Annotated in this window: 13 protein-coding genes; 7 read left to right on the top strand and 6 right to left on the bottom strand. The window is 60.6% G+C overall.

What is annotated here, in order from left to right; all coding sequences use genetic code 11:
• Positions 1 to 125: 125 nt before the first annotated feature.
• The 4 genes from BQ4888_RS07875 to BQ4888_RS07860 form a co-directional block, all read right to left on the bottom strand.
• Positions 126 to 1,109, bottom strand: a complete 984-nt coding sequence (locus BQ4888_RS07875; protein ID WP_092056100.1) for a transposase — start codon at positions 1,107 to 1,109, stop codon at positions 126 to 128.
• Between the two features lie 210 nt (positions 1,110 to 1,319).
• Entirely contained in the window at positions 1,320 to 3,770 is a 2,451-nt protein-coding gene (locus BQ4888_RS07870; RefSeq protein WP_170232792.1) for an OmcA/MtrC family decaheme c-type cytochrome, read from the bottom strand.
• A 44-nt stretch (positions 3,771 to 3,814) separates the two neighbouring features.
• Positions 3,815 to 4,651, bottom strand: a complete 837-nt coding sequence (locus BQ4888_RS07865; protein ID WP_092056094.1) for a cytochrome C — start codon at positions 4,649 to 4,651, stop codon at positions 3,815 to 3,817.
• 15 nt (positions 4,652 to 4,666) lie between these two features.
• Positions 4,667 to 5,896 (bottom strand): hypothetical protein, encoded by a 1,230-nt coding sequence (locus BQ4888_RS07860; protein ID WP_140396617.1) that lies wholly within the window; start codon positions 5,894 to 5,896, stop codon positions 4,667 to 4,669.
• A 569-nt stretch (positions 5,897 to 6,465) separates the two neighbouring features.
• Here BQ4888_RS07860 and BQ4888_RS07855 point away from each other — a divergent pair.
• Positions 6,466 to 6,726: a cytochrome b5 domain-containing protein gene (locus BQ4888_RS07855; protein WP_092056087.1), complete on the top strand. Its 261-nt coding sequence runs from the start codon at positions 6,466 to 6,468 to the stop codon at positions 6,724 to 6,726.
• Positions 6,727 to 6,763: 37 nt separating this feature from the next.
• Here BQ4888_RS07855 and BQ4888_RS07850 read toward each other — a convergent pair whose 3' ends face one another.
• Positions 6,764 to 8,791 carry an ATP-dependent helicase gene (locus tag BQ4888_RS07850; RefSeq protein ID WP_240746309.1) on the bottom strand — a complete coding sequence of 676 codons (2,028 nt, stop codon included), beginning with the start codon at positions 8,789 to 8,791 and terminating at the stop codon, positions 6,764 to 6,766.
• 119 nt (positions 8,792 to 8,910) lie between these two features.
• Here BQ4888_RS07850 and BQ4888_RS17540 point away from each other — a divergent pair, with 119 nt between their 5' ends.
• Positions 8,911 to 9,075, top strand: a complete 165-nt coding sequence (locus tag BQ4888_RS17540; RefSeq protein ID WP_170232791.1) for a hypothetical protein — start codon at positions 8,911 to 8,913, stop codon at positions 9,073 to 9,075.
• A gap of 157 nt (positions 9,076 to 9,232) precedes the next feature.
• Here the strand turns inward: BQ4888_RS17540 and mnmL are convergent, their stop codons facing one another.
• Entirely contained in the window at positions 9,233 to 10,156 is a 924-nt protein-coding gene (gene mnmL, locus BQ4888_RS07845) for a tRNA modification radical SAM protein MnmL/YtqA (protein WP_092056394.1), read from the bottom strand.
• Positions 10,157 to 10,322: 166 nt separating this feature from the next.
• Here mnmL and BQ4888_RS07840 point away from each other — a divergent pair, with 166 nt between their 5' ends.
• The 5 genes from BQ4888_RS07840 (at position 10,323) to BQ4888_RS07820 (ending at position 18,173) form a co-directional block, all read left to right on the top strand.
• Positions 10,323 to 11,966 carry a GAF domain-containing sensor histidine kinase gene (locus BQ4888_RS07840; protein WP_092056081.1) on the top strand — a complete coding sequence of 548 codons (1,644 nt, stop codon included), beginning with the start codon at positions 10,323 to 10,325 and terminating at the stop codon, positions 11,964 to 11,966.
• On the top strand, positions 11,944 to 12,306 hold the full coding sequence (locus BQ4888_RS07835) for a response regulator (protein WP_092056079.1): 363 nt from the start codon (positions 11,944 to 11,946) through the stop codon (positions 12,304 to 12,306). The genes BQ4888_RS07840 and BQ4888_RS07835 overlap by 23 nt, the downstream gene beginning before the upstream one ends.
• Before the next feature lie 21 nt (positions 12,307 to 12,327).
• Positions 12,328 to 14,847: a mannose-1-phosphate guanyltransferase gene (locus tag BQ4888_RS07830; RefSeq protein WP_092056076.1), complete on the top strand. Its 2,520-nt coding sequence runs from the start codon at positions 12,328 to 12,330 to the stop codon at positions 14,845 to 14,847.
• Between the two features lie 90 nt (positions 14,848 to 14,937).
• The gene (locus BQ4888_RS07825; protein WP_092056072.1) at positions 14,938 to 17,058 is read left to right on the top strand and encodes a glycoside hydrolase family 57 protein; all 2,121 of its coding nucleotides are present in this window, start codon (positions 14,938 to 14,940) and stop codon (positions 17,056 to 17,058) included.
• A gap of 74 nt (positions 17,059 to 17,132) precedes the next feature.
• Positions 17,133 to 18,173, top strand: a complete 1,041-nt coding sequence (locus BQ4888_RS07820) for a galactose-1-phosphate uridylyltransferase (protein ID WP_092056069.1) — start codon at positions 17,133 to 17,135, stop codon at positions 18,171 to 18,173.
• The last annotated feature ends 19 nt before the right edge of the window (positions 18,174 to 18,192 follow it).

The following is an 18,192-nucleotide window of genomic DNA, read 5'->3' as shown; positions in this document are numbered from 1 at the left end:
GTTGGGTTCCCTCGCAGGGGACGTTGGGTTCCCTCGCAGGGGACGTTGGGTTCCCTCGCAGGGGACGTTCCCTCGCAGGGGACGTTGTTTAATTGGTTCCCTCGCAGGGGACGTTGTTTAATTATTTAATTAGCTACCAGTATTGACTCTATTCGCCAGCCCCCCTGCTCCGCCAGAACCTTTCCCCGCCTTACGGCATGACTGACCGCTGAACGTTGCAACCCCAGCAACTTCCCGGCCTGAACGCCGCTGTAGCCAAGGATACGAACTGCAACATAGCAAAAGAGATCGCGAGCCGCGATTCGCTGCGGATAACGACCTCTCTCGACAAGCTCATCGATGCCAATCTCGAAATGTTCAGCGACACGATGTGCGAGTCTTCCCAGATCGAGCTTTGGGGCGAGACCCTCTTTCAGCGGCTCAAGCCCACTTAGTTTTTCCACAAAATCACCGCCTCCGAGAACCCGCTCATCAAAAGCCTGTGGTTCCTCAGAAATGTTCTGGCCGCAACTGCGTCGGAGCCCGCCGCCGACCAGTTCCGGGCGCTCGCCCACGGCAACGCCATCGGCGACAAAGGCCAGATAGCATTTGCACGCCGGGGCCGGGTGCTCCGCGAAAAGAGTAAGGACGTCTTTGACGGATTGCCCCTCCATCGAGGCATTTCCCAGCAGAACACCATGACCGCACCAGGGGAAACGCGCAAGAGCCTCCAGGTTTTTAACCAGCCCGGCTCGCAGCGGATTGAGATGGATGTAACGGATCAATTCCAGCAGATAGGCGTCTTCTTCGCAGACAATCGACTTGTAGCGGTTTTGAAACAGGTGCCCGCTGCGACGGTACCGCTTGTTGAAATTGACGGCGTAGCCTGTCAGCAACCGACGCATGAAGTGCTTGAGTTCACAGCCTTTGGGCTTTAAGAGGAGGTGAAAATGATTGGGGATCAACGCCCAGGCATAGCAGTCCGTATCGGTCTCGACGAGCAGACGGGAGAGTCGCTCGACGAAATCGCGCCGATCCGTGTTGGTGCGGAAAATATTCCGGCGTTCGATACCACGAACGATAACGTGCTGCAACAGACCGGGAATATCGAGGCGGGTTTGACGGGGCATGGTGGGAGAGTAGCAAAGTGGCGGACCTTATTCAACAATTAAACAACGTCCCCTTTCGTCTACAACGTCCCCTTTCGTCTATACGTCCCCTTTCGTCTATAATAAACAAAATCCCCGCCTTTCGACGGGGACTTTGTCAGCAGTCTGAAGCGACGGGCCTTAGCCCGTCGCTTTCTTCTACTTCAAACAAAAACCAATACAATTCCCAGTCTATTGCAGCCCGCTATGCACCCCATCAACGGGCTCGACCGGATTCGAGATGCTGTGGCAAAGGGCACAACGCTCTTCTCCACCAACCACATCAGAACGCTTGGCCCTCACGGAGCCGTTAAAATCCCTGAAGTGCGCAATCGCTTCCGTACTGTTGTGACAGCCGACACAGCTGGCGCTGTAAGGACTGGTCACGAGGTCATCGGCACCGGCTTCAGCGGCGGTACGATCCAAGGTGACATTGGTGGTTACCGCCGTACCGGTCGCGGGCTGCCCAAACGTCCCTTCTTTGTGGCAAGAAAGACAATTGGAGAGAACCCCGGGGTACATGATCGTGGTGAAGTCATAGGCGGTTGCATTGCCGTTAAAATTACGCACGCCGACTAATGTTCCGCCATGAATACCGTGAATCATGTCCTTGAGATTATTACTGACTTCATCCTCCGGCTGACCATCGGGAAGCGTGTGTCCGCTGCTGGTCAGGCGCGGGTTGTGACAACCGGCGCAAACCAAGGGGTTATCCACTCGGTTGCCACCATGGAACCCGATGCCGCCATGGCAACCGAGGCACTTGTCCTGCTCGACAATTTCCCGCCGAGCGGTATCGCCATCGACGAAAGTCAGGGGCGAGGGCGTATCGAGCCGTGCGGTACCAAGTTGGAAATATCCTTGCATAAAAACGGCACGTCGAGTCGCGCCGGCGGGATAACTGCCCCCGGTGACCGTCGCGGTGAACGAACCATCGCCATTGGCGACCAAAGTCCCGGCGCTGCCACTGCCGGTGCCCGCTCCATCCTTCGTGCCCGCGCCGAGATTCGCCAGGGACGCGGAAGCAGGTTGACCATTGGGGCGGTTGAGATCCCAGTCCGTCCCGGTGGTCGAATAGATCAAGGCAAAGTTCGGTCCACTCGAAAGACGTACCGCCGCTCCACCGTAAACCGGAGTATACTCGGGAAGTTGCGCTAAGAGATCCATGTCTGCGAAGGCCGCTCCGGCATTGGCGCGCTGCTGGACGCGGAAACGAATGACCGGTTGGCGATTGGCGTTGACCGATACCGATTCGATGACGTAGCGGAATTGGGGCCGGGCGAAGTCGTGAGAATGGGCATAAAAAGTTCGGCGATAAAGCCTCGGAAGATCTGTGGCGGTTCCCGTGTGACATCCGCCACAGTTGCGGGCATCAATATTGGCTTGATCTGCCGGGTAGGGGTCGGACCCCGCCGTTTGGTCATGGCGGTCATAGGTACCCCCCGCATGGTACGCAAACTCCTTACCGACTTCCAACTGATCGTGGCAGGAGAAGCAGGCAAGATCGGATGTTTTTGTATACCAGTTGTCGCCGTCGGGAGTGCTGGCGGTGCTGGTATGGCAGGCGGTGCAATTGAGCGGTTCGGCCGTCGATCCGTAATAAAGAGAGGGATAGACCACTTCGGAATAGTTGTGCTCCGTCCCGCGATAGCCCCAGATGGCATACTCATCGCCTGCCTTGACACTGGGCAGGTTCTGACCTCGATGAATCTTGTGGACCATATTGGCCATATCGAGATTGAAGCCACTGTTGGCATCGACGGTCCCGGGGTTGTGACACGTGACGCAGTAACCTACCTCGGTGCGATTGCCCCCGTGAAGCGCTAGGCGGCCGTCGTGACAGGCGTTACAGGAAGCGGTTTCAGCCACCAGACGGGAAGCGTCCACCGCCGGGTCGATGGCCAGACCGGTCGCGGGAATAAAGTCGTAAAAGGCATTGACCGGCGCACGCTCCGCCGGCGTGACGCCGCTGAACTGAATCGCAACACGATGGGTGCGGTTGGCGTCAAAAGCGAGAGCAGTGTCCCCAAGAAATGCATACGTCATGGTCGCCGGGTCTACCGGAAAGAAGGTGCCAGTCTTGAGGTTCGTACTAAACGTGTAAGAGTAGCTGCCGTTGCCGTTGTCAACCAGGGTGCCGTTGCTTTCGGTGGTTGCCTGGATCGCCTTTTCATAGACCGGGGCACCACCGGGGCCGACATTATTCGGCTGTCCCCCCGAGGTGCCGGCGGCACTGGCGTCTTCAACCCGGTTGATATAGCTCTGCCAGAAGAAGGGATCTTGCGCATCTTGGGCCCCACTGATTAGATCCCCGGAAGGGACCAGTTGAGCGGCAATGAAGCTGAAGCCTGTCAATCCCGTCAGAGGGGCACCCGACTGGTCGGCCAAGGTGAAGTTGACCGTGAGCTTGCCGTCGTCAGCGACTGTTGCGTCGGCAATGTCCAACTGCGGCACAACAGCCCAATTGGTCCGGGCCACGGCGGAGTTCACCGGAACGGTCGGGGTGGGATCGTTAACGGCGGCGCTATCGTCTTCCACAGGGACAGAAACCGAGCTGCCACCGCCACCGCTGCTGCCGCACCCCCAAAGCATGATTGAGGAGCAGAACAGCGCTACAAGCAAAACAAGCATCCTTCGGTACATAAAGTGCCTCCTTTTTTCTTTCTCCATGAATGGTCCGGAAAGCGCTAGTGACATCTTCTGCACGTCTTACCGTTGCTGGCGTCATTAAGGCTGCCCTTGCGATCACCCCAGTCGTTACCATGGGGGTTGATTTTCAGTCCCCCGCGGGCACTGTGACACTTGAGACAGACATCACCATCGGGATGGCAGGCCTGGCAGGTCGCCAGTGAACGCCGGGCCTCGCGGGCATGCCCGATCGACCAGGTATGGTAACTAGGGGAGACGGAATCGGTCAGATGACAATCGTCACACATGGCTTCGGTAAAGTTCTCATGCCCGACAGCAACATCCAAACCCATGTCGAAAGTGCGCCGGTGCGAGGGGCTGCCGATGTCGCTGCCGCGCATCTGGAAGCGGTCGTGGCACTCGTTGCAGTAATTGGGCTCGTGACAGCTGGAGCAGAGGTTCTGGTCGGTGCGGGCGGCGATGGGGTGGGTGACGTGGAAGTCGCTGCGGTGCACGTTGACCATGTTGTTGCTGAAAGCGCCCTGCTCGTGGGAGAACCCGGCCTTGTGGCAGTCGAGGCAGTCGCTCTGCTCGTGGCAGGCATTGCAGTCGATGGCGTTGCCCTTGGCTTCGGCGCGGTGGTTGAGAGCCCAGAGCGGCCCGTGGGTCTTGGGCGCGGGCAAGCTGATGCCGCCGACTTCCTCTTGCCCGTGGCATTCGAGGCAGACGGCGATTTCGGGGATGATGGAAGGCGCGCCGGCAACGTGGCAGGCCGCGCAATCACCGCCGTCGACGTACTCCTTGACGTGAGCCTCGTGGTCGAAGCCCGCCGCCCAGGCCAGCAGCGCGCCGGCGGCCAGCATCGGGATCAGTGCGAATAATATTCTGCGGGTCATATGGGATGCTCCTTGTCAGAAGAGAAGGTTCAGGCGCAGGGTGCCACGATTGTAGTAATCCCACAGATCGCTATCCACCCGCTCGATCTTGCCTTCCAGGTTGAGCGTATCGGTCAGTCGCCAGGAGATGTCGGCCCAGTAGCGGCGGCTGGTGGTGTCGTCGGTATCGGTATCGCTGTCGAAGTAATCGATCTCCCGCTCGAGCACGTCGAGATTCAGGCCGAGCCCGGCCTCGATCGCCTTGGTGATGCGGTAGGCGCCGCGCACCTTGAAGCCCTTGAGATCCTGCCCGTCATCATCAATACGGTAAATGCCGGTGAGATAGCCGGAGAAGTTGCCGGTGCGCAGTTTCTCGATCCCCGCCTCGAAGACGTCGGCATCCTTGTACTCTTCGTAGATCTCCCGAACGTACCGGCCAAAGAGCTGGATATCGCGGCGGATGTTGTAGGTGACTTCGGCCAGCACTTCTTCGTACTCGGCGACAGCAAAGACCGAATAGATCGAGGTGGAGGAGAAGACCGGCAGGCTGTAGAGGTATTCGAGGCGGGCGGTCAGGGGGAAGTCGAAGCGGTATTTACCGCCGACCTGGGCATAGCTAAGCCGCTCGGAGAGGATGTCCCACTGCAGTTCGTTGTAGAGCCAGAGCTTGCCGTTCAGGTCGTAACTGGCGTCGAAGCCGAGCAGCTCCTGGCCGAGCAAACCTTCGTCCCACTTCTGCAGATAGCTCAGGGAGAGGTCGAGGCTGTCGAAAAAGTTGCCGGAAACTTCAACGCCGGTGACCACGTCCTTGGCGTTGTAACCCTGGTAGTAGCTGACGTCCCCGCCGCCGAAGACCTTGATCTGGTAATCGTCGAGCAGGGTGTAGTTGAGGGAAAGACCATCCATCAATGAGGCGCCGGCGGTGGTGGAGATGAACTGGCGACCGAGACGGAAATCGAAGCCCTCGAAGAGGTCTTTCTTTTCGAGATAAGCGTAATAGAGGCGGCTCTTGATATTCTCCTCGTCGTTCAGATCGTTGCCAAGCCGACCGTAGGCCTTGAAATTGTAGCCCTTGGCGCCGATATCCTTCGCGTTCAGTTGCAGGTACTGGTATACCGGCAGCGAGGTTTCCTCGTTGGCCGAGTCATACCATTCGAGCACGGTACTTGCCCGACCGGAAACCGAGGCTGCCGCCGCCGGATCAGCCGGCCACAGGGCCAGCGGCACCAACAGCACGCCCATCAAAAATCCTTGCCAGACTCTCATGCTACCTCCTGTCTACATGATTTCGTGAAAAACTCCGGGAGCGGAACCGGCCTCCCAACCAATCGCCGCCACCGATGCGAACCGACCTTACGATGCTACAAAAAAGAAAATCAGTTTTGAGCAGGATGCATTCCGCGCGCCAAAAGTGCATTCAGCTTGTTTTTTTCATCAACAATATCGATACATTAGCCCATCCTTTATCAACTATGCGGGATATTTTAATAATTGAATCAAAGCCCAACCGTCGGTTTTATCGACAATATTTCCAGTTTAAGCAAAATCCAATAGACAAGTCTTTCACTAAAGTTTCTTTCATCATTCCTCTAGAAGAACTCCCATTTATTTTCAGCGTTAAGAAATAGCTAGCAGACATTCGCCGAATGGCAAGCAAATGGCGGCACCAATTCCGTCAAAAAACCGGATCGATGACCAATTCGGAATCTACAGTCAAAAAAACCGGCAACCGGACCAGCTGGCAATCCGTCGATTCCCAGATATGCTTTAATGCACTGATGCCCCGGAGAGTGCTATCCCCGGGAGACGAATCATTCATTTCAGGAGGTGTCTACATGACCAAGGAAGAACTGGCAAAATTCGACGGCCGCGACGGTCGCAAAGCCTATGTGGCGGTAAACGAGAAGGTCTATGACGTGAGCGAGAGCCCCCTGTGGCAAGCGGGGAATCACCAGGGGATGCACCAGGCGGGGGCGGATCTGACCGAGGAACTGAAGTCGGCGCCCCATGTGCGGGCGGTGGTGGAACGTTTTCCGGTCGTAGGCCATCTGGAAGAGCCGGAGCCGCCGAAAAAGAAGAAGTGGGGGATTTTTTAAGGAAATGAAAAAGGGCGGTTCGCAGACCGCCCTTTTTTTATTCCTCCAGCATCGCCTTCATGTTGGCAAAAAAGTTCGTCGCCATCTTTTCCTGTTCGGGCTCGCCGGTGATGGGGGGGGTGTCGCCGGTCTTGCGGTCGAGAAGTTCGGCGGGAATCTCTTCGAGAAAGCGGCTCGGCACCCGGGGTTGGGGCTTGCCGTATTTCTTGCGGGCGGCGGCGTTCAGCAGCAGCAGATGATTGCGGGCGCGGGTGATGCCGACGTAGCAGAGGCGGCGCTCCTCTTCGATATCGAAACTTTCCTCGATCGACTTCTTGTGCGGCAGGTATTCCTCTTCCATCCCGACCATGAAAACCACGGGGAATTCCAGCCCCTTGCTCGAATGGAGGCTCATCAGGACAACAGCATCCTGTTGCAGTTTCTTCTCCTTGCCGTCACGGTTGGGCTGGTCCCGGTCGAGGAGCGACACCTTGTCGAGAAACCCGGCCAGGGTCGGTTTTTCCTCCCGCTCTTGGTAGGAGGCCATGGCGTTCACCACCTCTTCGACGTTGTCGGCGCGGCGGCGGGCCTTCACCGGATCATCGGTCCCCCGATAGATTTCATCCTCCAGTTTGATCTCGGCGAAGAGCTCCCGGGCGGTATGGGCCAGGTCGCGGGTACGGGCGAAGGATTTGCGGTAGCGTTCGAGCAGGGTGACGAATCCGGTCACCGCCTCGACCGTCTTATCGCCGAGATCGTTGACCCCGGCGGCGTCGGCCAACACCTCCCAGAGGGGCCGGTTCAGTTCGGCCGAGTGGCGGATCAGGCGGTCGGCGCTGGTTTCGCCGATGCCGCGCTTGGGGTAGTTGAGAATCCGCAGCAAATTGACCTCGTCCCGGGGATTAACGAGCACGCGCAAATAGGCGATGGCGTCCTTGACCTCCTTGCGGTCGAAGAACTGCTGCCCGCCGATGAGCACATAGGGAATATTCTCGTAGCGCAGCTGCTCCTCGAAAGCCCGCGACTGGACGTTGGTGCGGTAGAGAATGGCGAAGTCGCGATAGGCGAGGTTGTGCTTGAAGCGCTCGGCGTGGATGCGCTCCATCACCAGCCGCGCCTCGTCCTCCTCGTCCTCGCAGCGCAGATACTCGATGCGCCGCCCGGGCTCGCCCGAGGTCCACAGGGCCTTGTCCTTGCGCTTTTTGTTGTTGCGGATGACGGCGTTGGCGGCGGCCAGGATGTTGCCGGTGGAGCGGTAGTTCTGCTCCAGGCGGATGACCGCGGCGCCGGAAAAATCCTTCTCGAAATCAAGGATATTGCCAAGATCGGCGCCCCGCCAGCCGTAGATCGACTGATCGTCGTCGCCGACCACGCAGAGGTTGCGATGCTTGCCGGCGAGGAGCTTGAGCAGCAGGTACTGGGCGGCGTTGGTGTCCTGGTATTCGTCGACCATCAGGTAACGGAAGCGTTCCTGATACTTCTCCCGCACCTCGGGGAATTCTTGCAGCAGGCGCACGACAAGCATGATGAGGTCGTCGAAATCGACGGCGTTGAAGGCCTTGAGCGCCTTCTGATAACGGGGATAGAGTTCGGCGGCGAGGGTGGAGTATTCGTCCCGGTCGCGGGGGATGAAGCGCTCCGGCGGCACCAGGCGGTTCTTGGCGTCGGAGATGATCCACAACAGGCGTTCGGCATCGAACTTCTTGCCGTCGACCTGCAGCTGCTGCATCAGGTCGCGCACCAGTCGAGCCTGATCGGCGGTGGCGTAGATGGAAAAGTTCTTCTTGTAGCCGAGGCGTTCGATATCCTCTTTGAGCATGCGCACGCAAAGGGCATGGAAGGTGGCGACGACCATCCCCTTGGCCCGTTTGCGGCCGACCTCTTCCGTCACCCGCTCCTGCATCTCGCGAGCGGCCTTATTGGTGAAGGTGACGGCCAGAATCCGGTCCGGGGGAACGCCCCGCTCACCGACCAGATAGGCGATACGGCTGGTGATGACCCGGGTCTTGCCCGAGCCGGCCCCGGCCAGAAGGAGCAAAGGCCCCTGGTCATGGCGGACCGCCGCCTGCTGCTGGGGATTGAGCATAGATAGATTCATAAGGGCAGTGATTGGTGATTGGTGAACAGGGGCTGATGGTTGCGGAGCGGCAAACTACCATGAAAAGAAAAAAATGGGCAAGATGAGAATAAGGGAGCGATCTCCTCTTGATTCAGGCCAAGGCCTGGTGTAATGTTCGCGCCATGTTCAAGACCGTCGTCATCCTCATCAGCATCGTCTGGGCCTCGCTCCTCCTCATTTCCTGGGGCGGCGCCGGTACACCATCCCCTTCGCAGAACCCGGTCGCCTTTCAGGACAGCGTCAAGCCCTGAGTCTCGCCCCGTTCGCGTCCCCGGCCCGGATCACCCCGAGGCGTAGGGAATCGTCTATCCAAACAACTATTACAGATATTTAACGCCGTAGGGGCGCAGCATGCTGCGCCCTTTACCATATCCGCTCCCGGCGACAAGGGACGATCCCTGAATCGCCCTACGTCGGCCACCGTGATTTTGCGCCCTGCCGCGTATCGCGCCGCTCCAGCTCGGCGTCGATGGCATTGAGCACTTCCCATTTCTTCAGCGACCACAAAGGCGCCAGCAGCAGATCGCGGGGGCCGTCGCCGGTGAGGCGGTGGATGAAGGTTTCCGGGTGCAGTCGTTCGAGGAAGTCGACGGCCAATCCGACGTACTCTTCCTGGTCCAGCACCGGGATCATCCCTTCCTCGTAGAGCCCGCCCAGGGGCGTTCCTTTGAGCACATGCAGCAGGTGGATCTTGATGCCGTCGACGCGCAGCCGCGCCATCTCGTCGGCGGTGGCGAGCATCGCCGCGCGATCTTCCCCGGGCAGACCGAGAATGACGTGGGCGCAAACCTTCAGCCCACGTGCCTTGGCGCCTGCGTAAGCCTTGAGAAAAGCGGTATAATCGTGCCCGCGGCGAAGATAATCGAGAGTGGCGTCGTGGCGGCTCTGCACGCCGATCTCCAACCAGAAATCGGTGCGCCGGTGGTATTCGGTGAGCAGGTCGAGGACGTCGTCGGGCAGGCAGTCGGGGCGGGTGCCGACCGCCAGGCCGACGATGCCGGAAACGGCCAGGGCCTCGTCATAGAGAGCACGCAGGCGCGGCACAGGGGCGAAGGTGTTGGAAAAAGGCTGGAAGTAGGCGATGAAGCGTTTTGCCTTGTATTTGCGGACCATCACTTCCTTGCCCTGCTCAAGTTGTTCAGCCACGCTCAGGGCACGGTCGATGCCGACCGCCCCGGAGCCGCCGGGATCGCAGAAAAGGCAGCCGGCACCGGCCCGGTTCGAGGCGCGGTTGGGGCAGGAGAAACCGGCGTCGACGGAGATCTTGTGCACCCGTCCGCCGTACTCTTCTTTGAGGTATTCGGAAAAAACCCGATAGCGTTTAATGCTCATGTCGGGCACTATGCCATTGGTGCCGTTCCCGGGCAAGGGCATTCCCCGGAAACGGGCCTGGAAATCCCCAATGAGATTTAATCTTTCATTGCATTAGGCACTATTATTGATATAATTCGTTATATTTTTCTTGTCATGTCCCTTTGCCAAATCGCCAGGAGATCACGTGCCTTCAGGCTGCTGCTGGAACAAAGAAACCATATCTCCCGACGAGTGCCGTTTCCTGCGGCCCGGCGACGAAGAACTGCTCTTCAATCGTAAAAAACGGTTCCTGGTGCGCTGCCTCGAGTGCCCATTATTTCTCGAAGAGTTGCGACGCCTGAATGGCGACCCGGACGGCTTGCCCGCCTTCTTTTTCTACGCCATCGAAGAAATCCTGGCCCTGCGCGCCGAGATGCAGGGGCTGACCCAGCAGACCGAGGCCCGCACCCGGGAAATCCGTTTTCTGCATGAAGTCAGCCAGATCTTGCAGACTTCGGTCGCCATGGATGAAGTCCTCTCCCTGGCGCTGACCGCCATTACCGCCGGCAAGGGGTTTGGCCTGAATCGGGCGATTCTGCTGCTGGTCGACAAGGATCGCCAGCACCTCAAGGGACATATCGCCGTCGGTCCCCGCAACCGTGAAGAGGCCGGGCGTATCTGGCACGAAATCGAAAGCCACGACTATTCCCTGCAGGACATGGGACAGATTCTGCGGGAACAGAAGATGGTGGCGGAAAAGGAAAAATTCCGCGACCTGCTCGAAATCCTTTCGGTTCCCATGAACTGTGCCGAGCATCTCTTCATCGCCACCCTCAACGAACAGCGGACCCGGCACATTGTCAATCTCTGGGAAGAGCCGGGGATCGAGCGCCGCCAGACGGAAACCCTCGGCGTCGGCGAACTGCTGCTGGTGCCGCTGATCAGCAAGAACCGCCGCATCGGCCTGCTTCTCGCCGACAACATCATCAACGGCCGGCCGATCACGCCCGAGGACGTACAATCCCTGGAGACCTTCGCCCTGCCCGTCGCCTTCGCCATCGAGCGCGCTTCCCTCTACGAGCGCCTGCAGGAGGAATTGGGGAAGATCACCGAGGCCAACAACCGCCTGCGCGAGCAGCAGGAACTGATCGTGCGCATGGAGAAGATGGCCCTGGTCGGCAAGATCGCCTCGAACATCTCCCACACCATCCGCAACCCCCTGACGATTATCGGCGGGTTCGCCCGCAGCCTGCTCAAGCACACGCCGCCGGAAGACGCCAAACGCGGCCACATCGAATCGATCATCCGCGAATCCCGCCGCCTCGAAGAGGTGCTGCAGGAAGTGCTGAGCTACTCGGAGTCGCTGCATCCAACCTTCGACTGGTGGGACATCAACCAGCTGATCGCCGGGGTCTTCGCCGGCATGCGCGACGACCTGGAAATGAACCGCATCGCCTGCCGCTTCGATCTTGAACCGAATCTGCCCAAGGCCAAGCTCGACTTCAAGAAGATCTCCTACTGCCTGCGCGCTCTGGTCACCAACGCCATCGAGGCGATGCCCAGCGGCGGCGAGATCGTCGCCCGCAGCTCGCTGCACGACGAGCGCATCCACATCGAACTGACCGACAACGGCCCCGGCATGAGCGAGGAAACGATCCGCACCGTGACAGCCCCCTTCTTCTCCACCAAAGATTCAGGGAGCGGCCTGGGGCTGTCGCTCTGTACCCGGATTCTCGATGAACACGCGGCCCTGCTCGACATCGCCAGCGAACTCGGCCGCGGCACCACCATCACCATCAAACTCACTATCGCCAGGGAGGACGACCATGGCCCGCTTGCTGATCGTTGACGATGAACGGGATATCCGCCACCTCTACGCCGCCGAGCTCGAGGACGAAGGCTACGAGGTGGAAAGTGCCGGCAGCGGCGCCGAGGCGGCGGAGAAACTCAATCACCAGCACTTCGACCTGGTCGTGCTCGACATCCAGATGAAGGGGGAAAGCGGTCTCCAGCTCTTGCAGAAGATCGTCAAGGAGCGCACCGACCTGCCGGTCATCCTCTGCACCGCCTTTTCCTGCTACAAGGAAGACTTCTCCTCCTGGCTGGCCGACGGCTATGTGGTGAAGAGCTCCGATCTGTCCGAATTGAAGCGAGAAATCGACCGAGTCCTGAAGAAAAAACATTCCTAGAACGGCGGGAGGCCAATATTCATGAAAGCTGTCATCATGGCGGGAGGCTTCGGCACCCGCATTCATCCCCTGACCATCGACCTGCCCAAACCGATGATTCCCCTCTACAACCGGCCGATCATGCTGCACATCATCGAACTGCTGAAGAAGCACGGTATCGATGAGCTGGTCCTGCTCCTTTACCACCAGCCGATGGTCATCAAGAACTTCTTCGGCGACGGTAGCGAATTCGGCGTGCGCATCACCTATGTCACGCCGCTGGAAGACTTCGGCACCGCCGGCGCGGTGAAGATGGCGGCGAAACATCTCGACGAGCGCTTTATGATCATCAGCGGCGACCTCCTCACCGACTTCGACCTGTCGCAGGCCATCGCCTTTCATGAGGAGCACAAGGCGAAAGCGACGTTGACCCTGACCTCGGTGAAAGACCCCCTGCAGTTCGGCGTGGTCATCACCAACAAGGAAGGGAAAATCACCAAATTTCTGGAGAAACCGGGCTGGGGCGAGGTCTTTTCCGACACCATCAACACCGGCATCTACGTGCTTGAGCCGGAAGTTCTCGACATGATTCCCGAAGGGGAGAACCGCGACTGGTCCAAGGACGTCTTCCCGCAGATGCTCGACAACGACGATGCCCTCTACGGCTGCCATCTCGAGGGCTACTGGGCCGACATCGGCAACACCGACTCCTATCTGGAATCCTGCGAGGACATCGCCGAGGGGCGGGTCGAGATCAATCTCATGGAAAAACCGGTGACCCCGGCCCGGCAGGATGTCCGGCTCTTTCTCGGCGAAGAAGCGAGCTACGTCGATGACGAGAACACCTCCCTGAAGGGGATGGTCGTCCTCGGCGCCAACACCCAGGTGGTGGGCAAGGCCCGGCTGAGCAACTGCGTGGTCGGCCGCAACTGCATCATCGAGGACGGCGTCGAGCTGCGCAACGCCATCCTCTGGGACAACATCTACGTCAAGAAGAACAGCACCATCCACGGCGCGGTCCTCTGCGACAACGTGCGCGTCGGTCAGAAAGTCGTCATTGAGGAAGGCGCGGTGGTCGCCGAGGAGACGACTATCGGCGACGAGGCCCTGATCAAGAAGGATGTGAAGATCTGGCCGCGCAAGGTCATTGAAGGGGGGGCGACAGTCACCACCAACCTGATCTGGGGCGAGAAATGGCGCAAGAGCATCTTCGAGGGTGCGACCGTGCGCGGGCTGACCAACGTCGAGCTGACCCCCGAATTTGCCGCTAAACTCGGCGCCGCCTACGGCTCGATCCTGCCCAAGGATTCCTTCGTCCTCTCCGGCCGCGATTCGATCCGCTCGTCGCGCATGCTCAAGCGTTCTTTCGCCGGCGGGCTGCTCTCGGCGGGGATCAACGTCCGCGACACCAAGATGATCTCTCTGCCGGTGCTGCGCTACAAGCTCACCACCTTCGGCGAATCGGGGGGCATCCACTTCCGCCAGTCGCCGGACGATCCCATGGCCACCGACATTCTCTTCTACGATGCCGAAGGGATTGAAATTTCCTCGGCCACGGCCAAGAACATCGAGCGGATCTTCTTCAAGGAAAACTTCCGTCGGGTGCACTACACCGACCCCGGCGGCATCTCGGAGATCCCCCGCATCTACGACTATTACCACGAAGGCTTCCTCCATGCCCTCGACCGCAAGGCTATCGCCAAGGCGGCACCGAAGGTCGTGGTCGACCTCAACCATTCGTCGGCCGGCGAGGTGCTGCCGGCGCTCCTCAACGAACTGGGCTGCGAGGTCATCGAGCTCAACTCCCAGGTCACCGAGAACTGCACCGGCAAGGGCCCCGAGCAGGACGCCAAATCCATGGACCAGCTCTCGCGCATCGTCGTCACCCTCGGGGCCAAGGCCGGCTTCTGGATGGGACCGTCGGGGGAACGGCTGCTGCTGGTCGATGAGTGCGGCCAGGCCTTCTCCAACATCGAAGCGTTGACCACCCTGGCGGCGCTGGTCTGCAAGGCCGAACGGGAAGGGAGTCTGGTGGTGCCGGTTTCGGCGCCCTCGGCCATCGAACAGCTGGCGGCCGAGGCCGGCATGCAGGTGAAGCGGACCAAGACTGACCCCCGCTCCATCATCGAATCGGCCAAGGAGCGGCAGGTGCGTTTCGCCGCCTCGATGGACGGGCGCTTCGCCTTCCCCTCATTCCAGTACAATTTCGACGCCCTCCACACCGTCGCCAAGATCCTGGAGCTGCTGGTGCGCACCGGCCTGACCCTGGGCCAGACCCGGCAGATGCTGCCGCGACGCTTCTACGAGCATGTGGAAGTCTCCTGCTCCCAGGAGTTCAAGGGGGGGATCATGCGCAAGATGAGCGAGGATTCCGTCGACCAGGAAGCCTCCTTCATCGACGGGGTGCGTATCCAGATGAACCAGGACTGGGCACTGGTCCTTCCCGACCAGTACCGGCCGGTCACCCACATCATCGCCGAGTCGGCGGAACTTTCTACCGCCCGCCGGCTGGTGGAAAGCTACCGATTGAAAGTCGAAAGATGGAAACAGGAACTCCAGTAGGGGATCAGGCATGCCTGCCTCCGGGCAGGCTCCCCCACCCCCGACAAAGAGGATGCGCGGACCGGTCGACACCGGTCCGCGCCTGATCTTATGAAACCTTTGCGAGTCGCCATCCTCTGGCACATGCATCAGCCGGACTACCGGGATCCGATCACAGGCAAGACCCTCTTGCCTTGGACCTATCTGCACGCGGTGAAAGATTACGGCGAAATGCTCAAGACCGCCGCCGAGGTTCCGGGGGCGCGCATGACCTTCAACCTGGTGCCGACCATGCTCGAACAGCTGGCGCGCTATGTCGACGGCAGCGCCCGGGATCTGTGGATCGAGACGGCCGCCAAGCCCGCCGGTCAGTTGAGCGGCGAGGAACGGTCCCTGATTCTGCGCCAGTTTTTTTCGGTCCACACCGATCGCCACATCCAGCCCTTCCGCCGCTACCGGGAGCTGGCGCGGCGCCGGGGGACCACGCCCGACCCCGACATCCAGGCCTTTTCGGAACAGGATCTGCGCGATTTGCAGGTGTGGTTCCTGCTCGCCTGGTCCGGCCATCATCTGCGTCAGGAATCCGCCCTGGTCAAAGACCTGCTGGTCAAGGGCGAGCACTTCACCGAGGAGGAAAAAGCTCAGCTGCTGGCCCTTTACGACGAGGTGATCGGCGAAGTGAGCGACCTCTACCGGACGATGGAGGCGACCGGCGACATCGAAATTTCCGTCACCCCCTACGCCCACCCGATTCTGCCCCTGCTCTGCGGTACCGCCACCGCCCGCGAGGCGACGGCCGGCATCCAGCTGCCGACCGCGGCCTTCAAACATCCCGAGGACGCCCGGTTGCAGGTGCGCCTCGGGCTTGACTTTGTCAGCGAAAAACTCGGGAAAAAAGCACGGGGCATGTGGCCTTCGGAAGGCTCGGTGAGCGAGGAAACAGTCCGCATCCTCGCCGAGGAAGGGGCGGCCTGGGCCGCCTCCGACGAAGGCATCCTGGCGCGCAGCCTCCCCGGCGGCCTTTCCGACCGGCGCCGCCTCTACCGCCCTTACAGCTACGCCGGGCTCCCCCTGATCTTCCGCGACCGCGAACTCTCCGACCGCATCGGCTTCGTCTACGCCCACTGGAGTCCGGAGCGGGCCGCCGCCGACCTTATCGAGCAGCTCAAGCGGGTCGCCGGGCAAGCCCCAGACGGGTTGATTCCGCTGATCCTCGACGGGGAAAACTGCTGGGAGCGCTACCAGGACAACGGCCATCCCTTTCTCATTGCCCTCTACCAGGGGCTGTTGGCCGAGCCGAGTCTGCGCATGGTTACAGTCGGGGAGGCGCTGGCGGAAATGCGGCCGGAGCCGCTGCCGAAACTGGCGGCCGGCTCGTGGATCAATTCGGATTTCTGCATCTGGATCGGCCATCCCGAAGAAAACATCGCCTGGGACTGGCTGGAGCGAGCGCGGCGCGACGTGCTGGACGCCACCGGCCTGGAGGTGCCCGACGGCAGCGACGGCCAACCCTTGCCGGAAATTCTCAAGCATCTGCTCCGCGCCGAGGGGAGTGACTGGTTCTGGTGGTACGGCGACGACCATTCCACCGATCAGGCCGACATCTTCGACCTCCTCTTCCGCCGCCATCTCGAAGCCCTCTACCGGGAGGCGGGGCTGCCCGCACCCACCCAACTCTTTCAGCCGATCAAACCTGGCCGGGCAGCCAAGGCGGCGACGGAACCGACCGCTCTCTTCACCCCCCTGATCGACGGCCGCGTCAGCGACTATTTCGAATGGCTGGCCGCAGGCGCAGCCGACCTGGCGGCGACAGGCGCCATGCACACCGCCCATCATCGGGAATTTTCCGTACTGCACTATGGCTACGACCGCGAGCGTCTCTATCTGCGCCTCGACCCGGAAGAAGATCTCTGCGGACTGCTCGGTTCCGACGGGCGCCTGGAAATCCGCTTCGGCGCCGAGGCCGAACGCATCGCCCGACTCGTCCCCGGTGGTCATCTGCGGCTGAGCGACGGGAATGGCGCCGTCCTCGCCGAGGGGGTCGCGGCCTGCGGCCGCATCATCGAACTCGGTATCCCCCTGGCGCCCCTGGCCCTGGAAGCGGAAACGCCGCTGATCCTCTCCATCCATCTCTTCAAGGGTGAAAACGAGACCTCTCGCTGGCCCGCCGAAGGCCCGCTCCGTCTCCCTTACCGGGGGGAGAGCCTGGAGCTGGACGACTGGTTGATTTAACGCCCCTCCCGCCCGCGCTGCGGGCACCCTCTCCCGCTGGGCGAGGGAAGAACCTGTATTGAAAGGATCGCCCCTTGTCGGAATTACGCTGGGATCCCCTGAAAATGAGCTGGGTCGTTATCGCCAACGAGCGGGGTCGCCGCCCCCGGGATTTCATCCTCGAGCGGGAGACCGTACACTTGGCCGCCTGTCCCTTCTGCGCCGGTAACGAAGCCAAGACCCCCAGTGAACTCTTCGCCGTGCGCCCCGGTGGTGGAGCAGCGAACGGCCCGGGTTGGAAGGTGCGGGTCATCCCCAACAAATACCCGATCCTGCGTATCGAGGGGCAGCTCGACAAGAAGGGGGTGGGGCATTACGACACCATCAACGGCATCGGTGCCCATGAGGTGATCATCGAAACCCCCGACCACGACCGCCACCTCGCCGACCTGTCCGTAGCGGAGATCACCGATGTCCTGCGCGCCTATCGCGCACGGATGCTCGATCTGCGCCGGGACGGGCGTTTCCGCTATCTGCTGATTTTCAAGAACCACGGTCTCGAAGCGGGGGCCAACGTTCCCCATTCCCATTCCCAACTCATCGCTGTGCCTATCACGCCGACGGTGGTCGCCACCAAGCTCTCCGTCTGTCGCGAATACTACGAGCGCAAGGAACGCTGCCTGATCTGCGACCTGACCGACCAGGAAGTGGCGGACGGCCGGGGGGTGGTGCGCGACGACGGCGATTTTGTGGTCTTCGCCCCCTTCGCCTCCTGCCACCCCTTTGAACTGCGTATCGTTCCGCGCCGCCATGGTCATGACTTCGGCCTGCTCGACGACGGCGCCCTGGCGCTGCTGGCGGAAACCCTGAAAGACACCCTGATGCGGCTGCGTGCCGTGCTGCGCGACCCCGCTTACAACTTCGTGCTGCACAACGCGCCCCCCATGCACCCGCGACTCGGCAAACCCGACTACTGGAGTTCACTCCCTTACGACTATCATTGGCACATCGAACTGGTACCGCACCTGATCCGTCCCGCCGGCTTTGAACGGGGGACGGGCTTCTACATGAATCCGGCGCCGCCGGAAGCCGTCGCCCGTTTCCTGCGGGAAGCCGACCTTTCGGTTTCCCGTTAGGTTCGCCTGCAACCGCCGG

It is taken from the genome of Desulfuromonas acetexigens (assembly GCF_900111775.1).
GTDB classification, from domain to species: Bacteria; Desulfobacterota; Desulfuromonadia; order Desulfuromonadales; family Trichloromonadaceae; genus Trichloromonas; species Trichloromonas acetexigens.
This window is presented reverse-complemented; position numbering and strand designations above follow the sequence as displayed.

Excerpts from the sequence above, each read along its gene's own strand:
- BQ4888_RS07875 (WP_092056100.1), bottom strand. The coding sequence starts at position 1,109 with ATGCCCCGTCAAACCCGCCTCGATATTCCCGGTCTGTTGCAGCACGTT.
- BQ4888_RS07870 (WP_170232792.1), bottom strand. The coding sequence starts at position 3,770 with ATGTACCGAAGGATGCTTGTTTTGCTTGTAGCGCTGTTCTGCTCCTCA.
- BQ4888_RS07865 (WP_092056094.1), bottom strand. The coding sequence starts at position 4,651 with ATGACCCGCAGAATATTATTCGCACTGATCCCGATGCTGGCCGCCGGC.
- BQ4888_RS07860 (WP_140396617.1), bottom strand. The coding sequence starts at position 5,896 with ATGAGAGTCTGGCAAGGATTTTTGATGGGCGTGCTGTTGGTGCCGCTG.
- BQ4888_RS07855 (WP_092056087.1), top strand. The coding sequence starts at position 6,466 with ATGACCAAGGAAGAACTGGCAAAATTCGACGGCCGCGACGGTCGCAAA.
- BQ4888_RS07850 (WP_240746309.1), bottom strand. The coding sequence starts at position 8,791 with ATGCTCAATCCCCAGCAGCAGGCGGCGGTCCGCCATGACCAGGGGCCT.
- mnmL (WP_092056394.1), bottom strand. The coding sequence starts at position 10,156 with ATGAGCATTAAACGCTATCGGGTTTTTTCCGAATACCTCAAAGAAGAG.
- BQ4888_RS07835 (WP_092056079.1), top strand. The coding sequence starts at position 11,944 with ATGGCCCGCTTGCTGATCGTTGACGATGAACGGGATATCCGCCACCTC.
- BQ4888_RS07830 (WP_092056076.1), top strand. The coding sequence starts at position 12,328 with ATGAAAGCTGTCATCATGGCGGGAGGCTTCGGCACCCGCATTCATCCC.
- BQ4888_RS07825 (WP_092056072.1), top strand. The coding sequence starts at position 14,938 with ATGAAACCTTTGCGAGTCGCCATCCTCTGGCACATGCATCAGCCGGAC.